This window comes from Insolitispirillum peregrinum (assembly GCF_900156605.1).
GTDB lineage: Bacteria > Pseudomonadota > Alphaproteobacteria > Rhodospirillales > Rhodospirillaceae > Insolitispirillum > Insolitispirillum peregrinum.
In genome coordinates this window covers 58,794-77,325 of record NZ_FTOA01000005.1, presented here as the reverse complement: position 1 = coordinate 77,325, position 18,532 = coordinate 58,794, and the positions used below count along the sequence as shown (strand labels likewise).

Below are 18,532 nucleotides of genomic sequence, written 5' to 3'. Positions count from 1 at the left end.
GCCAATGGCGGGAACCGCAATCCTTCACATATCGGTCACGCGCATCGCTGCCGGATTTTCCGGGCCACTGGCCGGGCTGCCATCATCGTTGTGAACCGGCAGGGTGAACCAGAAACTGGAGCCGCTTCCCGGCTGGGACTGCACCCCGATCTGGCCGCCGTTGTGCTCGACAATCTTGCGACAAATCGCCAGCCCGACCCCGGTTCCTCCCGATGTGCCGCCGCCATGGAGGCGCTGGAAAATCTTGAAAATCTTTTCGTGATGCTCGGGGTCGATGCCAATGCCGTTGTCATCAACGCTGAAACGCCACATCGCCCCCTGTCGGCGGGCCTCGATGTGGATTTCCGGCGCCACATCGGGCTTGTGATACTTCAGCGCATTGCCCAGCAGATTGACGAACAGGCGGGTCAGTTCACCGGCATCAACCGCCACCTGCGGCAACCAGCCATCGCTGATTTTCGCCCCGGTGCGCTCGATCACCCCCGCCAATTCGGCGCGGGCTTCGTCAACCGCCCGCCGGCTGTCGATCACACCATTTTCGTCCACCACCCGCCCGACGCGGGCATAATCCAGCAAATCGCGGATCAGTTCCTGCATGTGGTGCGCCCCGTCGAGGGCAAAGTCCATGAACTCGCGCGCGTCAGGGGCCATATCGTCACCGTACCGCTTGCGCAGCAGGCCCAGGTAGCTGGACACCATCCGCAACGGCTCTTGCAGGTCATGCGAGGCAACATAGGCAAACTGTTCCAGTTCCTCGTTCGACCGCTGCAAGTCCTCCAGCGTCCGCTTCAGGCGCTGTTGCTGGTGGAAACTATCGGTCACGTTGTCATAAATGATGATCACATCGCCCGGCAGATCGTTGCGGCCATCGTGAGCGGAGGCCGGGCCGGTAATCGGGTAGGCAAAGGCATGCATCCACAGCGGATGCGCCCCCAGACCCGGCAGGGCATAACTGAACGGCGGGATTTCGACCATCTGCCCGGTCAGCGCGGTCCGCAGACAGTCGGCGACACCGTTTTCGATCAACTGCGGATCGTTCAGCAGGGTGCGTCCTCCGCGGATCACCGATGCTGACGATTGCTTCCACAGCCCTTCCCAGGCGTGGTTCACCCGGATGGTCTGGCCTTCGGCATTGATGATCTGGATCGCCAGCGGGCTTTTTTCGAACAGCACCCGGAAATGGGCTTCGGATGCGGTCAGTGCCCGTTCGGCCCGTCGCCGTTCACTGACATCGTGGATCACCGAATACAGCAGGGACCGGGTACCACGCCCATCGCCCAGATCAACCTCGATCGGGCCGGAATAGACTTCGACATCCCGCACCTCCCCCGAAGACAGGCGGTGGCGGAAATTGAATTCGCTGCGCAGTTCCTTTTGGGCCTTGTTCATTTCAGCCCGGACCTCTTCCGGGTTCAAGGCATTGATGTCACAAATGTTCATCATACACAGCTGGTCACGCCGCCAACCGTAAAAGCTCGCCGCCGCCTCGTTGGCGTCAACAATCGCCCCACTGGACGGATCGACCAGAAGTTCCACCGCCCGGTTATAGCGGAACAGGCGGCTGTAGCGGGCTTCGGAATGTTCCAGCGCGGTACTGATATCTGCCACTTCGGCCTCGGCCAGATCGCCACGCGACACCAGCAGCCAGGCAATCCCTCCGACCAGAAAGGCAATGACGATCCCGCCCAGACTGCGGATCATGTTGGCGGCGCGCTGCTCTTGCTGCCCATAGGCTTCGGGCAGGGCCACCGCCCGGATTTCCCACGTCCGCCCGGCAAAAAAGACCTGCGTGCTCTGGTCCGTGCCCGCCGATGTCAGGGGTGGGGCCTGCCAGTTAAAACCGTCATCGTTGCTCCACACCAGATCCCGTACCCGGTCCCTGGCACCGTTGCGGTCCCCAAAGCCCGCGCCCAGATCAAAGACGGCAACCGCCAGATGAGCATCGTCGGTGGTCGCCGCTTGCCGCGCCACCACCGCCATGTCCGACAGGCCGACCAGCACCCCGCGCAAGACTGGTGGCTGGTCTGCTTCCCGCCCCATGTCATCGCGGAAAACAGGGACGAGGTACAGGCTGTTGCGGGACACACCACTTTGCAGGGCCACCGGCAACCGACCCGTCATGCGGGACTGCTGCACCTTGATGGCCTCCTGCAATACCGACAGGTCGGGCAGAATCACTCCGGCAGCCAGCAAATCCGTCCCCAGAACCGATTGCAGCAACGGATCGTCGGCATCGTTGTGGGACAGCGGCGTATGACCGCCCAGCGAGGCCCCCAACACGGCAATCAGGTGATTGCCCCCCTGCGCCAAATTGCCTTGCAGGACAAACGCACCATCATGAAGAGCCCGTTGCTGTAGCACCAACTGAGGAAGCCGCTCGTCAGTCACCTGCTGAAAGAAATAGACACTCCGCAGGCCCCCCTGACTTTCCGCAGTCATCAGGTTCTGATGAAACAGGCGCCATTCCGTCGTGGACAGCATCGGCTGACTGACCACCAGACCTTGCGATGCCATCAGCGTCGCCCGTTGACTGCGCATGGCCCGACGGAAATTGGCCCCCAGCCGGCTGACTTCCTGCTCGACCCGGCTTTCCACCTGCCGGGCAATCTCGTGCTCACCCCGCCACCAGGCCCACAGGGCCAGGCAGCTGATCAGGACGGTCAGCAAAAAGGGGACGAGACGCATCAACCAGCGAGCAGACATCAGAGGAAACCGTGATCAGGACGTTTCAGGCACAAGTCAGCGAATAACGGAACGGCCCCCGAAATCCGGAGACCGTTCCCTGTTGCAGTGCATTTTATGCCCATTACAGGCAGAAAAGAAACCCTACTGCACCACAGGCAAAGGCGATGCCCGCCTTTTGTCCGCGGCCAGAACGGCAACACCTCCTAAACGCAGGTATTCCCGGCTCCAATTTCCCTCATAAAGGCCTCGACCACCAACGGATCGAACTGGCTTCCGGCGCCTTGCCGGATATAGGCGATGGCTTCCTCGAACGGCCATGGGGCCTTGTAAGGCCGGGCACTGATCAGCGCGTCATATACGTCGGCCACCGCCACAATCCGTGCCGACAGCGGAATATCCTCCCCCTTCAGGCCACGAGGATAACCGTTCCCGTCCCAGCGCTCATGGTGACACGAGGCGATTTCCGCCCCCAGAGACAGGTAACTGGCCCCCGAGACCATCCGCGCCGCCCGTTGCAGAATACCACCACCACTGCCAGCATGCTCTTTCATGATGGTGAATTCCTCTGCCGTCAGCCGCCCCGGCTTTTGCAGGATATGATCAGGGATGGACACCTTGCCAACGTCGTGCAGGATCGCGGCCATCCCGACCTGCTCTAAAAACACGTCGGTCAGCTCGCTTTCATAGGCCCCCATCTGCCGCAGGCTGCGCGCCGTCGAACTGGTGATCTGCTCCACCCGCAGGACATGCTCGCCGGTATCGTTGTCCTTGTACTCGGCCAGACCGGCCAGTGCGACCACCGTCGCTTCGTGCGCCCGCTTCAGTTGTTCGTACAGCCAGATATTGTCAAAGCCGACCGAAACCTTGCCGCAGAACACCTCGACCAGCTTTTCATCCAGCGGCCCCAGCGGACGATGAACATGCAGATAGGCCACCACTTCCCGCTGGTTGGGCGTCCGGATGTACAGCGCAATGTGGTCATCACTGTAACGATTCGCCTTGCTGATCAGCACCCCCCGGATGGTGGACAGGATCAGGGGATCAAGGTTTTGCCCGGACGTCTGTTCGGAGCAATGTTCATAGTTGCCCGCTCCGGCCAGAATGAACAGGTCGTCAGACGGGCCTGGCTCTTGCGATACTCCGCCCGACTGGGCACACAGAATGCCACTGACCGACACCCCCAGCAGCGCCGAAAGCTGGGTCAGCACCCCGGAGGAAAAGCTTTGCATCGAGCGGACCTGAAACAGGTTGGCCGACGCATCAATGATCTTTTGCAACCCGGCCCGGCTCATTTCCAGCGCCAGAATGTCATCATAGGACCGCAGGGCGGCGATCATGGAGGTGAACAGTTTTTGTGATGTCAGCTCGGTTTTGGCCTTGTAGTCGTTAATGTCATAATCAACGATCACATCCCGTTCCGGTGCCTGCCCGGGTTGGCCGGTCCGCAGGATGATCCGGCTGTTATGATTGCCAAGCTGTTGACGGATAAAGCGCACCAGCTGCAAACCGGCATCGTCGGTTTCCATCACCACATCAAGCAGGATGCAGGCCAGATCCGGCGTCTGGCTCAGGATATCGCGCGCCTGCCCGGCTGAATAGGCCGAGATCATCTCGATGCCACGCCCCTGATAGGTCACGTCGGCCAGCACCATGGCGGTCATGGCATGGACTTCGGGTTCATCATCGACAACCAGCACCTTCCAGCCCTGCCGCCGGAGGGTTGGCTGGTCGGTCTCGGACAGCATGAACAGCTCGTCCTGTTCATCGAACAAGGGGGCATCATCGTCAAACAGCAGGTCATTGCTCATTATTTTTATCCTCCCTATTCCGATCTGCCCATGACGATCCAGCGGTCTTTATCCGTTATTGCGGCACCCGTTGCGGAAACCGCAGGATGAAGCGGGCCCCACTGCCGGGGGGGCTTTCAACCCGGATGGACCCCTTCAGGGTTTGGGTGACGATGTTGTAGACAATGTTCAGCCCCAGACCAGAGCCGCCTTCCCCCCGTCGGGTGGTAAAGAAGGGATCAAAGACTTTTTTCAGGTTCTCCGCCGGAATACCCCGACCAGAATCCTGATAGCACACCTCGATCACCGCCCCGGAAGGCATGCCGACGTCAACACGCTCCACCACAATCGAGATAACCCCCGGTTGATCATCCTGCAAGCCGTGCAGCAGTGAATTCATCACGAAATTGGTCAGCACCTGACTGAGCGGACCGGGGTAGCTGTCCACCTCGATTTCCTCGGGGCATGCCACCTCGACCCGGTGCGGAGACCGGCGCAGGCGCGGCCCCAGACTCAGCAGGATTTCGTCGATATAGCTGCGCAGATCAAAGCGCCGCCGCTCCTCGCTCGCCTGATCCACCGCCACCTGTTTGAAACTCTGGATCAGATTGGCGGCACGGGTGGAATTGGACATCAGCAAGGCGCAGGCACTGTTGGCCACCGACAGGAATGCGGCAAAATCCTGCTTGCGAATGCTCCCGCTTTCAAACAGGCGACCGAGCTGGGTCACCTTTTCCTGCAAATGGCTGGCGGTGGTCAGGGTGATCCCCACCGGGGTATTGATTTCGTGCGCCACCCCGGCCACCAATCCCCCCAGCGAGGCCATTTTTTCCGCTTCGATCAGGCTTTGCTGGGTCGCCTGCAACTCGGCCAGCGCCTGCTCGGCCTTTAGCTTGGCGTCGGTCAGGTCCCGTTCCAGTGCCTTGCGTTCGTTAATCACCAGCGAAGCCACCAGAATGGCCCGCTGCCCGCGATAGACCATCCGGCGGGCACTCATCAGCACCCACACGTCGGCGCCGTCGGGGGTGCGCAGGCGGGTTTCAAAGTCATTGACCTCGCCATCCTGCTCCAGCGCCGCCACCAGCAGGTCCCGTTCCGCCGGATTGACATAGGCACTGTGAACCGCCCCCATGCCCAACTGAATGCGGTACGCCTGCTGGGCGCACTGGTTGGCATAAAGGACATGATGACTGTCCAGCGCCGTCACCACCAACGGCAGCGGCATCGCCTCGATCAGTTCGCGAACGGCGGCTTCGGCCTGCTTGCGGGCGGTGACATCGGTAAAGGTGCGGACAAAGCGGCCATCCCCCAGCGGCACGTTGCGGGCTTCGATCACCTGCCCTTCCATGCGGTGGATTTCATGGGTATTGACCGTCTGGCAGCACTCTTCCCCCAGAAAGGTCTCGTGCAGCCGTTCATAGGGCTGCGGAATGGCATCCCGGAGCCACAGGCGGCGCAAAATGTCGTCCAGCGCCATGCCGTTGACGATTTCGCCCGGATCGAACCCGAACATTTGGCCAAAACGGCTGTTGTGGGCCACCAGCCGCTGGGCGCTGTCGGCCATGAAGATCCCCTGATCCATGTTTTCCAGCGTTGCCTGCAGAATTTCCCGCTCGGCATTCAGCGCCCGCTGGCTTTCCTGCAGCGCGTCTTCGGCACGGCGCTGGTCGGTGATATCCCCCGACGAGCCAATCACCCGCACCACCCGGCCCCGGGCATCCCGCATGGCCACACCACGATGCCGAACCCAACGCCACTCGGGCGCATCCTCGCCGCCCCTCTCATCGGCAGACTGATCGCCCCACCGCAGGCGATAATCCATTTCGAGGCGGGGAACATCGCCTTTCAGCAATGCCCGCTGCGCCAGCAGAAAACGGGTCCGGTCATCGGGATGAACCCGGTCAACCCAGCCATCGGACGGAAACGAGGAACGAGCCATGCCGAACAGCATCTGCAACCGTTCGCTGACATGAACGACCCCATCGGCCAGCGACCATTCATAGACACCCTCATTCAGCGCCTGCATGGCCATCATGTGGCGTTCTTCGCTGGCCCTTAACGCCCGTGTTGCTTCGCGGTACTCGCTGACATCGGCCACCGAGCCGGTCAGCCGCACGGCCCGGCCTTCGGCATCCCGCACCGCAATGCCGTGCTGGCGCACCCACAGCAGGCGACCATCGCCGGTCTGCATGCGGTATTCGCAGGCAAAGCGGGCCGTCTGCCCCTTGAGGTGCGCCCGGTGGGCCGCCTTGTAGAGCGGCCGGTCATCGGGATAAATGCGGCTGGACCAGTCTTCCGGGCTGTGCTGCTGATCGTTCAGCCCGAACAACTCGCGCAGGCGCTCGGAAAAGAAAATGGTGTTGTGGCCGATGTCCCAGTCATAAAGCCCTTCGTTGGCCGACTGCAACGCCAGATCATAGCGTTCCTGCCTGCGGGCCATCGCCTCGGCGGCCTGACACTGCCGGGTAATGTCGCGGATGGTCCAGACGAACCCCGGACCACTGCGCCATGCCCCCCCCGCCGGAATGACGACAGGGCGCGAACTGACCTCCAGCACTACGCCTTCGGGCTGATGCAAACGGAATTCAAAGGAGTCTGTCAGGCTGCGCCGGGCCCGCTCCTCCACCTCATCCAGCCGGTGCGCCAATCCCCCCGGTTCGGCACCGGCGATGATCGCCGCATGCAGACGGCAGGCAGCCATGTCCCGCAGCGGCGTCCCCGCCCGCATCAAGCCGTCAGGCAAGCGAAGCAAGATACCGCAGGCAGGATTGGCAACAACCAGCCGGGCGTTCCCGTCAAAAACGGCAACCCCATCCGGTAAACCAGTCAACACTGACGACAATACGCTGTCCACCGCCGAGGTGGACAGGCATTCGACAACTCCTCCCATGATGCCCCCGTTTTTTTGGGCCACTTTTTATCGTTACGGTCATTCTTTTTGCTTATCCGACACATAACAAGGATTACTATACGGCTGCCGTTTGGGAAAGATACAAGACTTTTTATCAATCTCCGGCCCTATACCTAGGTATAAGGCCATGATTTTACATGCATAATTCCCTTGTGACGGTGACTTCACCCACAGAATGCAGATCATGCAGCACTACAGTCAGAAAGTTTATGCGTTTATAAGGTAATTCTGCTATTTGCTTTTTGCCGTGCCTGCTCCCGGCGCAGTGGGCAAAATGGACTGCAGCTTTGCATCTGGCCTCCCTCTCACGGTATAAAACAACGAGATGTCCTGGCGTGCCGGGAGCTGTTTCAAGACCTCGGAAAAAATGCTGAAAACAAGGACCGCGCTGTGATTTCCCGTGAAGAGATCCGAGATGGTGCGCTGATGCGGATGGTTGCCGCATGCAAGGGCCTGATTCCCGTGACCAGCGCGGAGGAAATGGCCGAATCCCTCGACCAGACCCTTGCCAGTGCCCCGGCCAGCGTTCAGGCTGGCGGAGATGCGTGGATTTTTGGCTATGGCTCCCTGATGTGGAACCCGGCCCTGCATGTGGTCGAGCACCAGCGGGCCACCCTGCACGGCTATCACCGTCGCTTTTGCCTGTGGACGCCTGCCGGTCGGGGCACCCCCCAGCACCCCGGTCTGGTGCTGGGACTGGATCGCGGAGGGTCCTGCCGAGGGGTCGCCTTTCGCATCGCCGGGCCGCAGGTGCGCGAAGAACTGGCGATCCTGTGGCGACGGGAAATGGTCTCGGACGGCTATCTGCCGCGCTGGCTGCCGGTGCGCACCCCCGACCAGTCAATCCCGGCGCTGGCCTTTGTGATGAACCAGCTCTGCCCGCGCTATGCCGGAAAACTGTCGGTGGCCGAAACGGCAAAAATTATTGCCAAAGCAACCGGTGATCTTGGCAGCAATACAGAGTATCTTTGCTCAACCCTCGCCCATCTGGACGCGCTGGGGATTACAGATCGTTCCCTGCACGCCGTGAGACAATGCCTGCCAGATTCCTCCTCCGCCCGTTAATACCGATCGTCCTGCTGGCCCTGCTCAGTGCCTGCGCCGGCTCTCCGCCCCCGGCACAGCGCAGCACACAGGTTCCCGCGTCAACCTATCTGACCGGCCCGGCATGCATCATCGACCTGTCCTATCGCGGCGTGGCCTTTAACCGCCTGCCGGATACGGCGCAGAGCGGGGCCTGTGGCGTCAGCACCGCCATTTCCCTGACCGAAGTCCCCTTTGCACTCGACAAGCCAGTGACGGTTGACTGCTCGCTGGCCCGTCAGGTGTCGCTGTGGGAGGAAAACGTCGTTCGTCCGGCAGTCCAGCAGCATTTTCAGCAGGATCTGAAAAAGATTTTTCATTACGGTGGCTACAATTGCCGCGGCCGCACCTCCAACCGGTCGCGCCTGTCCGAGCACGCCTTTGGCAAGGCAATTGACATCGCTGGTTTCGAACTGGCCAACGGCACCCGGATCAGCGTGGAAAAAGACTGGTCGGCAGGCGGCAGCAAGGGCGCATTCCTGCGTGACGTCGCCCGCGGAGCCTGTGGCCTGTTCAGTGTCGTGCTGACACCGAACTCGGACAAAGATCACGAAAACCATCTGCATCTGGATATTGGACCGTGGAAACTGTGCAGCCTGTAACGCCCGCCCGCCCCAAGTCTGCCCGCCGTCAGAGCCCCCCTTCACTGCGAGACACCCTTCTGGCCGTCGGCCTGCTGGGATGTGCCATGGCCCCGCTTGCCAGCGCCCAGGCCGAGACCCGCACCGGCTATGCGGTCATCGAGGTCGATAGCGGCAAGGTCCTGCTCGCCCGCGATGTGCGCGCCCCCTATATCCCGGCCTCGGTGGCCAAACTGCCTGCGGCTCTGGTGATCCTTGACCGCCTGCCTGCCGAAACCCGCTTTACCACCCGCCTGCTGTCATCCGGCAGCATTGACAAAAAGGGCGTTCTGCAGGGCGACCTGCTGCTGGTCGGTGGCGGTGATCCGTCGCTGGTTCACGAAGACCTGCAACAGATGGCCAAAGCGCTGGCGCAGGCCGGAGTCAAAAAGATCAGTGGCCGGTTCCTTTATGACGGCTCTGCGGTTCCGTCACTGCCCGCCATCGAGCCTCGCCAGCCCGATGATGCCTCCTATAACCCGCCGTTGGGCGGGCTGGCGGTGGACTCGTCGCGCTTTCTGGTCCGCTGGCCCAAGGGCAAGGATGGCGTGAGCAAAGCCGCCACCGGCGGCGAAATTCCGCTGGCTCCCGCCGGGCTGGTCGATCTGCCAGCCTCATTCACCAGCGGTGACAAGTGGCTGCCGGTCAAGGACCCCGGCCTGTTCGCCGCATCGGTGTTTGCGGTCTATGCCCGGCAGGAGAAAATCACCCTCCCCACTCCACAGGCCGCCCCGCAAACCGCCCCAGCAGGCAGCAGCGCCACCACCACCACTCTGGCCAGCCATACCAGCGAGCCGTTGCCTACCCTGCTGCGCGATGGCCTGTATTATTCAAACAACATGATGCTGGAAACGCTGGCCCTGCAAGCCACCGCCAGCGCCACCCCGGCAGAGGCGGGCGGCAAGATCAATGCCGCCGTTCAGCAGATGCTGCCGAATGTCGCCTGGAGCAAGACCTCGTTTGTCCTGCACAACGCCTCGGGCCTGACCGATCAGTCGCAGATGACCCCCGGCCAGTGCGCCGCCCTGACCGCCCACGCCGCCACCGCAGCGTTCCATGGCGTGGCGGTCAAACCCTTGCTGCGGGGCCGCAAGCTCGATCCGTTCATGGCCGACGATCCGGGCGCATCCCCGCTGTTGCGGACCAAGACCGGCACCATGTTCTATGCCCGTGCCCTGTCCGGCATTCTGACCACCGCCACCGGCAAGGACCTGGCCTTTTGCATCATGAGTGACGATGCCGAGCAGCGCCGCCTGTACGATGCCCTGCCCTTTGACAGCCGCGACGACGCCCGCTACCGCGACCCGGCCAAGGCCTGGCTGAAGGCCGCCCGCGAGCAGGAAGAGGCGCTGGTCAAGGAGTGGTACGGGAAGTTTTAGAGCATTGTGCGAAAAGTGGGAACCGGTTTTCGCATAAACAATGCGACAGAACAAAAGCTTGGAGCAGCGTGCCCGCGTCCGATTTAACGCACGCTGCTCTAGGGACGTGGAGCGCTGCTCCACACCTCGCCGGGGCATTGAGGCCCCGGACCCCATTTCTTTGAAGTAAAAGAGAAAACAGGGTTTACAGCTCTGATGCCTGCAGATCAGCCCGCTGGCGCAAAGGTTTCCAGATGGGCGTTCTTTGCCTCCAGCTCTTCATCACTGTCGGCATAGTGCAAGGCGATGGCGTGGAATTGTCCGGCGATTTCAAGGAAGGCATCGACCATGTCGGGGTCAAAGTGGCTTCCCCGCCCCTTGGCGATGATCTCCGTCGCCTGCTCGTGTGACATCCCCGGCTTGTAAACCCGGCGGGAAATCAGTGCATCATAGACGTCAGCCACCGCCATCAGACGGCCTGAAACCGGGATATCGTCCCCTTTGAGGGCTTCGGGATAGCCCGAGCCATCCCATTTTTCCTGATGGGTATAGGCAATTTCCTTGGCAAAGCGCAGGAAATCGACATCCAGCCCCAGATGGCGCTCTGCTGCCGTGATGGCGTCCCGACCCAGTGTGGTATGGCGCTTCATGATTTCGAACTCGTCGGGGGTAAATCGGCCCGGCTTCAGCAGGATGCGATCAGGGATGCCAACCTTGCCAATATCATGCAGCGGAGCCGACTTGACGATCATCGCAATCGTTTCCGGCGTCAGGAAAGCGGCAAAGCGCGGGTGCGTGCTCAGCTTTTGCGCCAGAACCTCAACGTACCGCTGGGTGCGCAGAATGTGGTTGCCGGTGTCGCTGTCACGCGTTTCGGCCAGACTGGCCAGCGCCATGATCGTCACGTCCTGAATCGCTGACAGCTCGCGGTTGCGGCGCTGAACTTCGGCTTCCAGATAGGCATTCTGGTCACGCAGGAAGTCGCCACTGGCCTTCAGGCGCAGATGTGTATCCACCCGCGCCAGCAGGGTCGGCGGGCTGATCGGCTTGGTGATATAATCGACCGCTCCCAGATCAAAGCCCTGTTGCTCGTCGGCGGCTTCGCTTTTTGCGGTCAGGAAAATGACCGGGATATCGCGCGTCCCGGCATCGGCCTTCAATCGGCGGCAAACATCAAAACCGTCGATTTCCGGCATCATCACGTCCAGCAGAATCAGGTCTGGCTGTGGATGCGTCGCGGCAATTTCCAGCCCGCGCAGCCCGTCACGCGCCACCTTGACCCGATAGCGGTCCTTGAGCAGGGCCCCCATCAGGCGCAGGTTGTCAGGTGTATCATCCACCACCAGAATGGTGTACATGCGGAACGCTCCTTTGGGCACCAATCAGGATACAGGGGACAACGGGCTGTTTTTCGCCGCCATCACCCGTTGCAAGGCCTGCAATGCAGCCGGGAAATCGTAATCTTCAACACCTCGCCGGATTTGATCATAAACATCCAGACCAAGACAACGGGTTAATTCTGCCCGGTGGTCGACCAGGAAATCGACCGTTTCAGCATCATCCCCCTGCAACAAGTCGGCAAGCTGCTGGAAAATGCCCATACAATCAACTGGTCCATCGACCGCGGCAACGTCGTCCAGATCCCCTGCCACCAGAACCGCCTGCAAGGCCAATACCAGAGCCTCCATGGCTTTTTCCAGCTCGGACAACAACGACGTGTCGCTCCAGCCATCTTGCTTTCCATCGGCCAAATCCCTGATCCTGGCCTCCAGCTGGCCTGCCAGCGCGTTGATGCTCTCGGCTCCGATGTTGCCACTGACCCCTTTCAGGGTGTGGGCCTGCAACTTGGCCCCGGCCCAGTCACTGCTCCGAACGGCCTGCCGTAACGAGGCCATCAGGTCATCCTGTGTTTTCAGGAACGAGCGCAGCAGCGTCAGGTACAACCCGTGTTGTCCCATCACCCGCCGCAAGCCATCCACACTGTTCAGCCCGTGAATACCCTGTAAACGGGCCCACAAAACCTGTTCCGGGGTCTGCGCGACAGCCGCCACCGGTGCAGCCGGAGCGGTTTCTGCAAGCGGGCGCTCAGGCAACCAGCGCGCCAGCACCTCGACCATCTGGTTTGGCTCGATCGGCTTGGCCAGATGATCGTTCATCCCGGCGGCCAGACACTGGTCACGATCAGACGCCATCGCATTGGCGGTCATGGCGATGATCGGCAGTGTATCAAAACGGCGATTGCGGCGGATTTCCCGTGTGGCGGTCAAACCGTCCATCACCGGCATCTGCATATCCATCAATACCAGATCGTATGACTGGGCAGCCAGCTTTTCCAACCCTTGCAGACCGTCATCGGCCACATCGACCTCGACCCCAAAGGTTGCCAGCACACCACAGGCGACCTGCTGGTTGAGATCGTTGTCTTCGACCAGCAGAATCCTCGCCCCCTGCAGGCGTTCCTGCGCCGACCGCTCGACGGCCATCGGGCCATAGCCCCGTGACACCAGTGCAGTGTCCTGATCATGCCCATGGGGTACCAACAGTCGGCTGACTGTATCAAACAGCAAGGACGCATTGACCGGCTTGAGGATGATATGGCGGATTCCCAGTGTTTCAGCCTGCCGCATCACATCTTCGCGCCCGTGGGCGGTCACCAGAATGATGTGCGGCGGCTGGCGCAAGGTCTCGGCTTTCAGGCGGCGCGCCACCTCGATGCCATCCATGATCGGCATCTGCCAGTCGAGGAACAGAACCTCGTAAGGCTCGCCCCCCTGGTCGGCGGCAATAACCTTGCGCAATGCCTCTGCCCCGTCACAGGCCACCGACGTCGAAAAGGTCATGCCCGACAGCAGGTTTTCCATGATCGTCCGGGCGCTGTCGTTGTCATCGACCACCAGCACCTTGCGATGACGCAGGTCTTCGGCCGGTATCAGGCTGGCCCGCCGCCCCTTGCCAATCCCCAGACGGGCAGTGAACCAGAACAGGCTGCCATCCCCGACCCTGCTTTCCACCCCGACATCCCCGCCCATCAAGCGGGCAAGGTTTTTGCTGATCGCCAACCCCAGACCGGTGCCGCCATACTTGCGGGTGGTCGAGCTGTCGGCCTGCTGGAACGACTGGAACAGGCGGGACATTTGCTCGTCATCCAGTCCGATACCGGTATCACGCACCCCGAAATGCAGCAACACCGATTGATCCGTGCGTTCAACCACCCGCACCAAGATGGTGATTTCGCCCTTTTCGGTGAACTTGACGGCGTTGTTGCCATAATTGATCAGGATTTGCCCCAACCGCAGCGGATCGCCAATCAGGCTGGTCGGGACATCGGGGGCTACGTCAAAGCACAGCTCCAACCCCTTGGTGACCGCCTTTTCACTGATCAGGTTGGCAACATTTTCCAGAATGCCATCAAGCTCGAAGTCCACCGCCTCGATTTCCAGCTTGCCAGCCTCGATTTTGGACACGTCGAGAATGTCGTTGATGATCCCCAGCAGGTGCTTGCCCGACCGCAGGATTTTTTCGACATAATCCCGCTGGCGGGCCGACAGGTCGGTGTTCATGGTCAGGTGCGACATGCCGATGATGGCATTCATCGGCGTGCGGATTTCGTGACTCATGTTGGCAAGGAAGTCGCTCTTGACCTTTACCGCCTGCTCGGCTTCGTCCCGGGCCTGCGCCAAGGCCCGTTGTGCTTCCATCTGCTGGCTGATGTCATAGACCGACGCACAGACTGCGCGATGACGGCCCCCCACCACCGGCAGGCGCGACAGCCCGACCTGTACCGGAAACTCGCTGCCATCCTTGCGCAGGCCGTGCAGTTCGCCGGTGTCGCTGCCCATCTGGCGCGGGCGACCGTCTTCGGCGTACCGCTGGCGCAGGCCATCATGGCCGGAGCGGGCGGTCATAGGAACCAGAACCTCGATCTTTTGCCCGATCAGTTCGCCCGCCTGATAGCCGAACATGGTATCCACCTGCTCATTACTGAGGCAAATTCCCCCGTCGCCATCAATCACCAGCATCCCGACCGGGGCCGATTCAATGATTGCCCGGAACCAGGTTTCGGTATCGAGCAGCTCTTGCTGCTGGACCTGCAGGGCGGTGGCCTGCTCTTCAAGGCGTGCCGCCTGCTGCTGTGATTCTTCCAGCAGGCGTTGCTGGTGCATGGTCCGTTCGAGGATTTCCATGTTCATCGCCACCAGCGGCGCCAGCGCATCCAGCAACGCCTGTGCCGGGGCGGTCATCGGCGAAAAGGTCGCCAACTCGATCACCCCCAGGATTTGCTCCAGATGCATCACCGGGATGGCGATGACACAGCGCGGAACCCCGCTGCCCACACCGGAACTGATCCGCACGTAATCATCGGGCAATTCGAACAGGGTGATCGGCTGACCTTCCAGCGCGACCTGCCCGGCCAGCCCGTCGCCAAAGCGGATGGTCTGATTGAGGGTCTTGCGTTCCCGCATGGCATAGCTGGCCAGCAACGTCAACGTGCGGCTCTGCGGGTCCGCCCGATAGAATACACCGTACCCGACCCCCATCAACGGCGCGATTTCAGACAGCAAGCGCGCTCCAAGCTGGGTCAGGCTGGTCGATTGCTGCAGGTGTGTGGCGATGGTCGCCAGATGCGCGGTCACCCACCGCTGGATTTCCATGTCGCGGTACACATCACGCAAGCCCGCCAGAGAGCGGCTGATGTCGCCGATTTCATCAACCCGGTCGAGACAGGGAAGCTCGGTTTCCAGACCTTCCTCGGCGATCTGGGTGATCCCGTCCTGCAACTCCTGCAAGGGACGACGGATCGACAGGGTAAACAGCAACGACAGGGTGGACAGGATGATCACCCCACCGACGGCTGCCGACGTCAGGGTTGATCTCTGCTGTTCTTCCAGCTCGCGCAACGCAACGAAATGCTGGTCAAAGCGTTGCCGGGCGTCGCGCTTGATTTCCTCCAGCCGGGCCAGCAAGGCGGCATGGGGATTGTTCAGGGCTTCCTCGCCCATGTGCTGCGCTGCGTCGGCAAACCGGCCCGCGCGGATCAGGTCCAGCGCCACCGACCGATAGGCCACCAGCTCGCGGTGCAGCCCTTCGGCTTCGACCAGCCATTCCCGTGGCCCGCTGTAATAGCTGCGCAAGGTGGCCATGCTGGCGGTAAAGGCTCGGTCTCCTTCGTTCAGCCCCTGTGTCACATGCCCCTGCCGCAGGTCCTGCGCACTGGCAACCGCACTGAACACAATTCCCTGGCTTTCCTGCAACGATTTCATCGCATCGCGCACGGACATCACCGCCGCCTGATCCTGCTTGTACAGGGTCTCGGTGGCGACCGACAGGCGGCTGGCATACCATTGCTGCAAAAAGATCATTGCCAGCAGACCGACAACCAGCAAGCCACTGAAGACAAACACCCGCTGAACGATCGTCAGTTTGCGGACCAGAGGCATATGGGGGAGCTGTCGTGTCATTCCGGTCTCTTACTGTCGTATCATCTGTGCGGAGCCTGTCACTGGCCCTGCATCCGGGGGAACGCCCTGTCGTATCTCGTTCAGGGGCGGCGACAATCCGGCCTGTGCCCCAGCCTGCGCAACCGACAGACGTTCCAGCAAGGGCAACAAGGACAGGGCTCCATCGCGCACCAGCGTTTTCTGCAGCCCGGTCAACGGTTGCAAGACCGCCACCTCGATCACCGCCAGGTCTTTGCGGCCCCGTTTCAAGGGAAACAGGTACAGCCCGCGCGGCACACAGTCGCCGGTCCCGGAGGTAATCTGCATGTATCCGTCCGGCAGGTTTTCCAGATACAGGTCCTGCCCGTCTTGCAGGCACTGGCGGACCAGCGGGCTTTCCTGCAGGGCAATGGTCTCCAGCGCCTTGCCAAAGGCTCCGGCGGGCTGGAAACGCTTTGTCTTTTCGGCCTGCAGGTGAATCACCACCACGCCACAGTCCAGCGTCCGCCCCAACCCGCTGGCCAGCCGCTCGGCAAAGACCGGTATCGTCTGTGCTTCCTGACAGCGGGCCAGAAGCGACGCCTTGCCATCGGCCAGCCAGCGCAGGTCTTTGACCTCCTGCGCCGCCGTGTGATAGCGCTGCACCGCCCGGACCACATCGCCAATTTCATTCGACAGGTGGCGGTTGCGAAACAGCGCGGTCGGAGAATGTTCGGTCGCCGCGATATCTTCCAGCAGTTCGGTCATTGGCCGGATGACCTGCTGGCGATAGAAAAACAGCGTTGCCAGCAACAGCAAGGCCATATTGATGGCGCCGAGTGCCAGCGCCCCCAGCAGCCCGTAATCTGCCGCATTCCGTGCCTGACGTTCGCGCAGGGCAAGGCGTTCGGAAATCATGGTGTTGAACTGTTCAAGCGCATCCTGCGCCTCGGTGATCGATCGCTCGTACTCTTCATCGTACAGGAGCGTCATCGCCGTTTGCTGGGCACGATCACGCACCATCCCGATCGCCTGCCGTTCCAGCAGCATGACGCGGGAGGCCAGTTGATGTTCCCGCAACAGAAGTTCTTCTTCCGCCGGGACCAGCCCCATGGCCCGCAGATCCTCCAGCGCCTGATCGCGCAGGTTCGTCTGTTTCAGTTCGGCCTGATAGGCCCCCCGGTACCATTCGTTGCCGGTCACGGCATAGGCCCGGGCATCGCTGCGCAGGGCGATCAGCCCGTGCAACAGGCTGTCACTCAGCGCCCGTGCGCGATAGCCATCGGCAACCGCCTGCTCTTCGGCCGTGCGGAAATGCTCCGCCACCCCCAACGATGCCAGAGCGGCAAGGGAGCACACGGTCAGGGCAATGGTCAGCCGATGGTTGATCAGGCGAATGAGCATGCAGGCCACAAGGTAAGGGTGGTCAATGAAGGAACAGACAAGACGGGAAGGCCCCCGAGGTATATACGATTGTATGCAATTACGCATACCTGTTTTATAAGCGAAACCTGTCCTTAAAAATAAGCTGAAAAACACTGTTACGCCTAAGGATATAACGGAGACCATCAGATATGGGGATCAGGGCGTTCATCGACGACCGTCTTGCAAAAAAGTTTTCCCTCCTGCAAAAAACCTCTTGCCAGAACAGCCGAATACCTTTTATAAGCTGGCCTCCCGACGATGACGATGCAGCGAAAAACGCAGCACAGTCAGTCGCAAGGGCCCTGGTAGCTCAGTTGGTAGAGCATGCGACTGAAAATCGCAGTGTCGGTGGTTCGAATCCGCCCCGGGGCACCACTATGAACCCTCGAAACCGAAAGGTTTCGGGGGTTTTCCACTTGGGCTGGATGCACTAGGGCAACCGAGAACAGACTCATGGAGCACTACTTCACACCTCCCCGAAGCTAAAAGACCCATGTTGACTTTGTAGCTCCGGCCCTCATTAATTTGATACTCAAAGCCGACACATTTACTGCCTTCTGGTCAAGACTGAGAAGCTGGGCATCAAGAGCCTTGATCGTGTGCTCAAGCATCAACTCGCCACGCCCTTCCCTCGATACCGAAAGCTTCGGAAGCTTCCATTCATTAAGAGGCGCTCATCACCACCACGATTGACTGTAGAGAAAGCCTGTTTTAGAACTATTAGGAAGCGTGGGGTAAGCAATGAATTTCGACGGCAGAGCTGTTGCCAATATGATTTTGGATATATGCGAGGATCAGGATCGACAGATCACGAACCTCTCACTCCAGAAAATCATATATTTCTGCCATGTGTGGTCTCTCATCGAGATAGGAAAGCCATTAATCAAGCATAGCTTTGAGGCATGGCAATACGGTCCAGTACTTCAATACCTCTACCGAGAATTCAAGGATTTTGACCGCAGACCGATATCCTCGAGGGCGACGAAAATAGACCCCATGAGCGGTAAGCGTGAGAAAGTTGATTATCAGTTTGATCCTGTAACACAGGAGCTAATCGAACGGGTCGTCAATTTTTACAGCCGCCTTCCAGCAGGCGAACTGGTAGAGCTGAGTCATGCAGAAGGTGGGCCGTGGCATCGGGTCTGGAACCATGGTGGCATGGTAAATGCAGGAATGAAAATCGATAATGAGCAGATTCGAGAGTTCTATGCGCATGTAGTGCCACCATATTCTCTTCACTGAGGAA

Annotated in this window: 10 protein-coding genes and 1 tRNA gene; 5 read left to right on the top strand and 6 right to left on the bottom strand. The window is 60.5% G+C overall.

Annotated features, from left to right (window positions below; translation table 11 throughout):
• Nucleotides 1-24: 24 nt before the first annotated feature.
• The 3 genes from BW995_RS13825 to BW995_RS13815 form a co-directional block, all read right to left on the bottom strand.
• Nucleotides 25-2,703, bottom strand: a complete 2,679-nt coding sequence (locus BW995_RS13825) for an ATP-binding protein (RefSeq protein ID WP_076401012.1) — start codon at nt 2,701-2,703, stop codon at nt 25-27.
• 185 nt (nt 2,704-2,888) lie between these two features.
• Nucleotides 2,889-4,493: a DUF3369 domain-containing protein gene (locus tag BW995_RS13820; RefSeq protein ID WP_076401011.1), complete on the bottom strand. Its 1,605-nt coding sequence runs from the start codon at nt 4,491-4,493 to the stop codon at nt 2,889-2,891.
• 55 nt (nt 4,494-4,548) lie between these two features.
• Complete coding sequence (locus BW995_RS13815; protein ID WP_139332922.1) at nt 4,549-7,362, bottom strand: PAS-domain containing protein; 2,814 nt, start codon at nt 7,360-7,362, stop codon at nt 4,549-4,551.
• 483 nt (nt 7,363-7,845) lie between these two features.
• Here BW995_RS13815 and BW995_RS13810 point away from each other — a divergent pair, with 483 nt between their 5' ends.
• The 3 genes from BW995_RS13810 to BW995_RS13800 all read left to right on the top strand — a co-directional run bounded on the left by BW995_RS13810 (nt 7,846) and on the right by BW995_RS13800 (nt 10,465).
• Nucleotides 7,846-8,448 carry a gamma-glutamylcyclotransferase gene (locus BW995_RS13810; RefSeq protein WP_245821461.1) on the top strand — a complete coding sequence of 201 codons (603 nt, stop codon included), beginning with the start codon at nt 7,846-7,848 and terminating at the stop codon, nt 8,446-8,448.
• On the top strand, nt 8,418-9,068 hold the full coding sequence (locus tag BW995_RS13805) for an extensin-like domain-containing protein (protein WP_076401009.1): 651 nt from the start codon (nt 8,418-8,420) through the stop codon (nt 9,066-9,068). The genes BW995_RS13810 and BW995_RS13805 overlap by 31 nt, the downstream gene beginning before the upstream one ends.
• An 86-nt stretch (nt 9,069-9,154) precedes the next feature.
• The gene (locus tag BW995_RS13800) at nt 9,155-10,465 is read left to right on the top strand and encodes a D-alanyl-D-alanine carboxypeptidase (RefSeq protein WP_076401008.1); all 1,311 of its coding nucleotides are present in this window, start codon (nt 9,155-9,157) and stop codon (nt 10,463-10,465) included.
• 206 nt (nt 10,466-10,671) lie between these two features.
• Here the strand turns inward: BW995_RS13800 and BW995_RS13795 are convergent, their stop codons facing one another.
• The 3 genes from BW995_RS13795 to BW995_RS13785 are packed head-to-tail and all read right to left on the bottom strand — an operon-like array spanning nt 10,672 to nt 17,265.
• Nucleotides 10,672-11,802 carry a response regulator gene (locus tag BW995_RS13795; RefSeq protein WP_076401007.1) on the bottom strand — a complete coding sequence of 377 codons (1,131 nt, stop codon included), beginning with the start codon at nt 11,800-11,802 and terminating at the stop codon, nt 10,672-10,674.
• Nucleotides 11,803-11,826: 24 nt separating this feature from the next.
• Nucleotides 11,827-15,903 (bottom strand): response regulator, encoded by a 4,077-nt coding sequence (locus tag BW995_RS13790; RefSeq protein ID WP_084194850.1) that lies wholly within the window; start codon nt 15,901-15,903, stop codon nt 11,827-11,829.
• 9 nt (nt 15,904-15,912) lie between these two features.
• Entirely contained in the window at nt 15,913-17,265 is a 1,353-nt protein-coding gene (locus BW995_RS13785; protein ID WP_139332921.1) for a hypothetical protein, read from the bottom strand.
• 320 nt (nt 17,266-17,585) lie between these two features.
• Here BW995_RS13785 and BW995_RS13780 point away from each other — a divergent pair.
• Both BW995_RS13780 and BW995_RS13775 read left to right on the top strand, forming a co-directional pair.
• A tRNA-Phe gene (locus BW995_RS13780) sits at nt 17,586-17,661 on the top strand.
• 366 nt (nt 17,662-18,027) lie between these two features.
• Nucleotides 18,028-18,528, top strand: a complete 501-nt coding sequence (locus BW995_RS13775; protein WP_076401004.1) for a Panacea domain-containing protein — start codon at nt 18,028-18,030, stop codon at nt 18,526-18,528.
• Nucleotides 18,529-18,532: the final 4 nt, after the last annotated feature.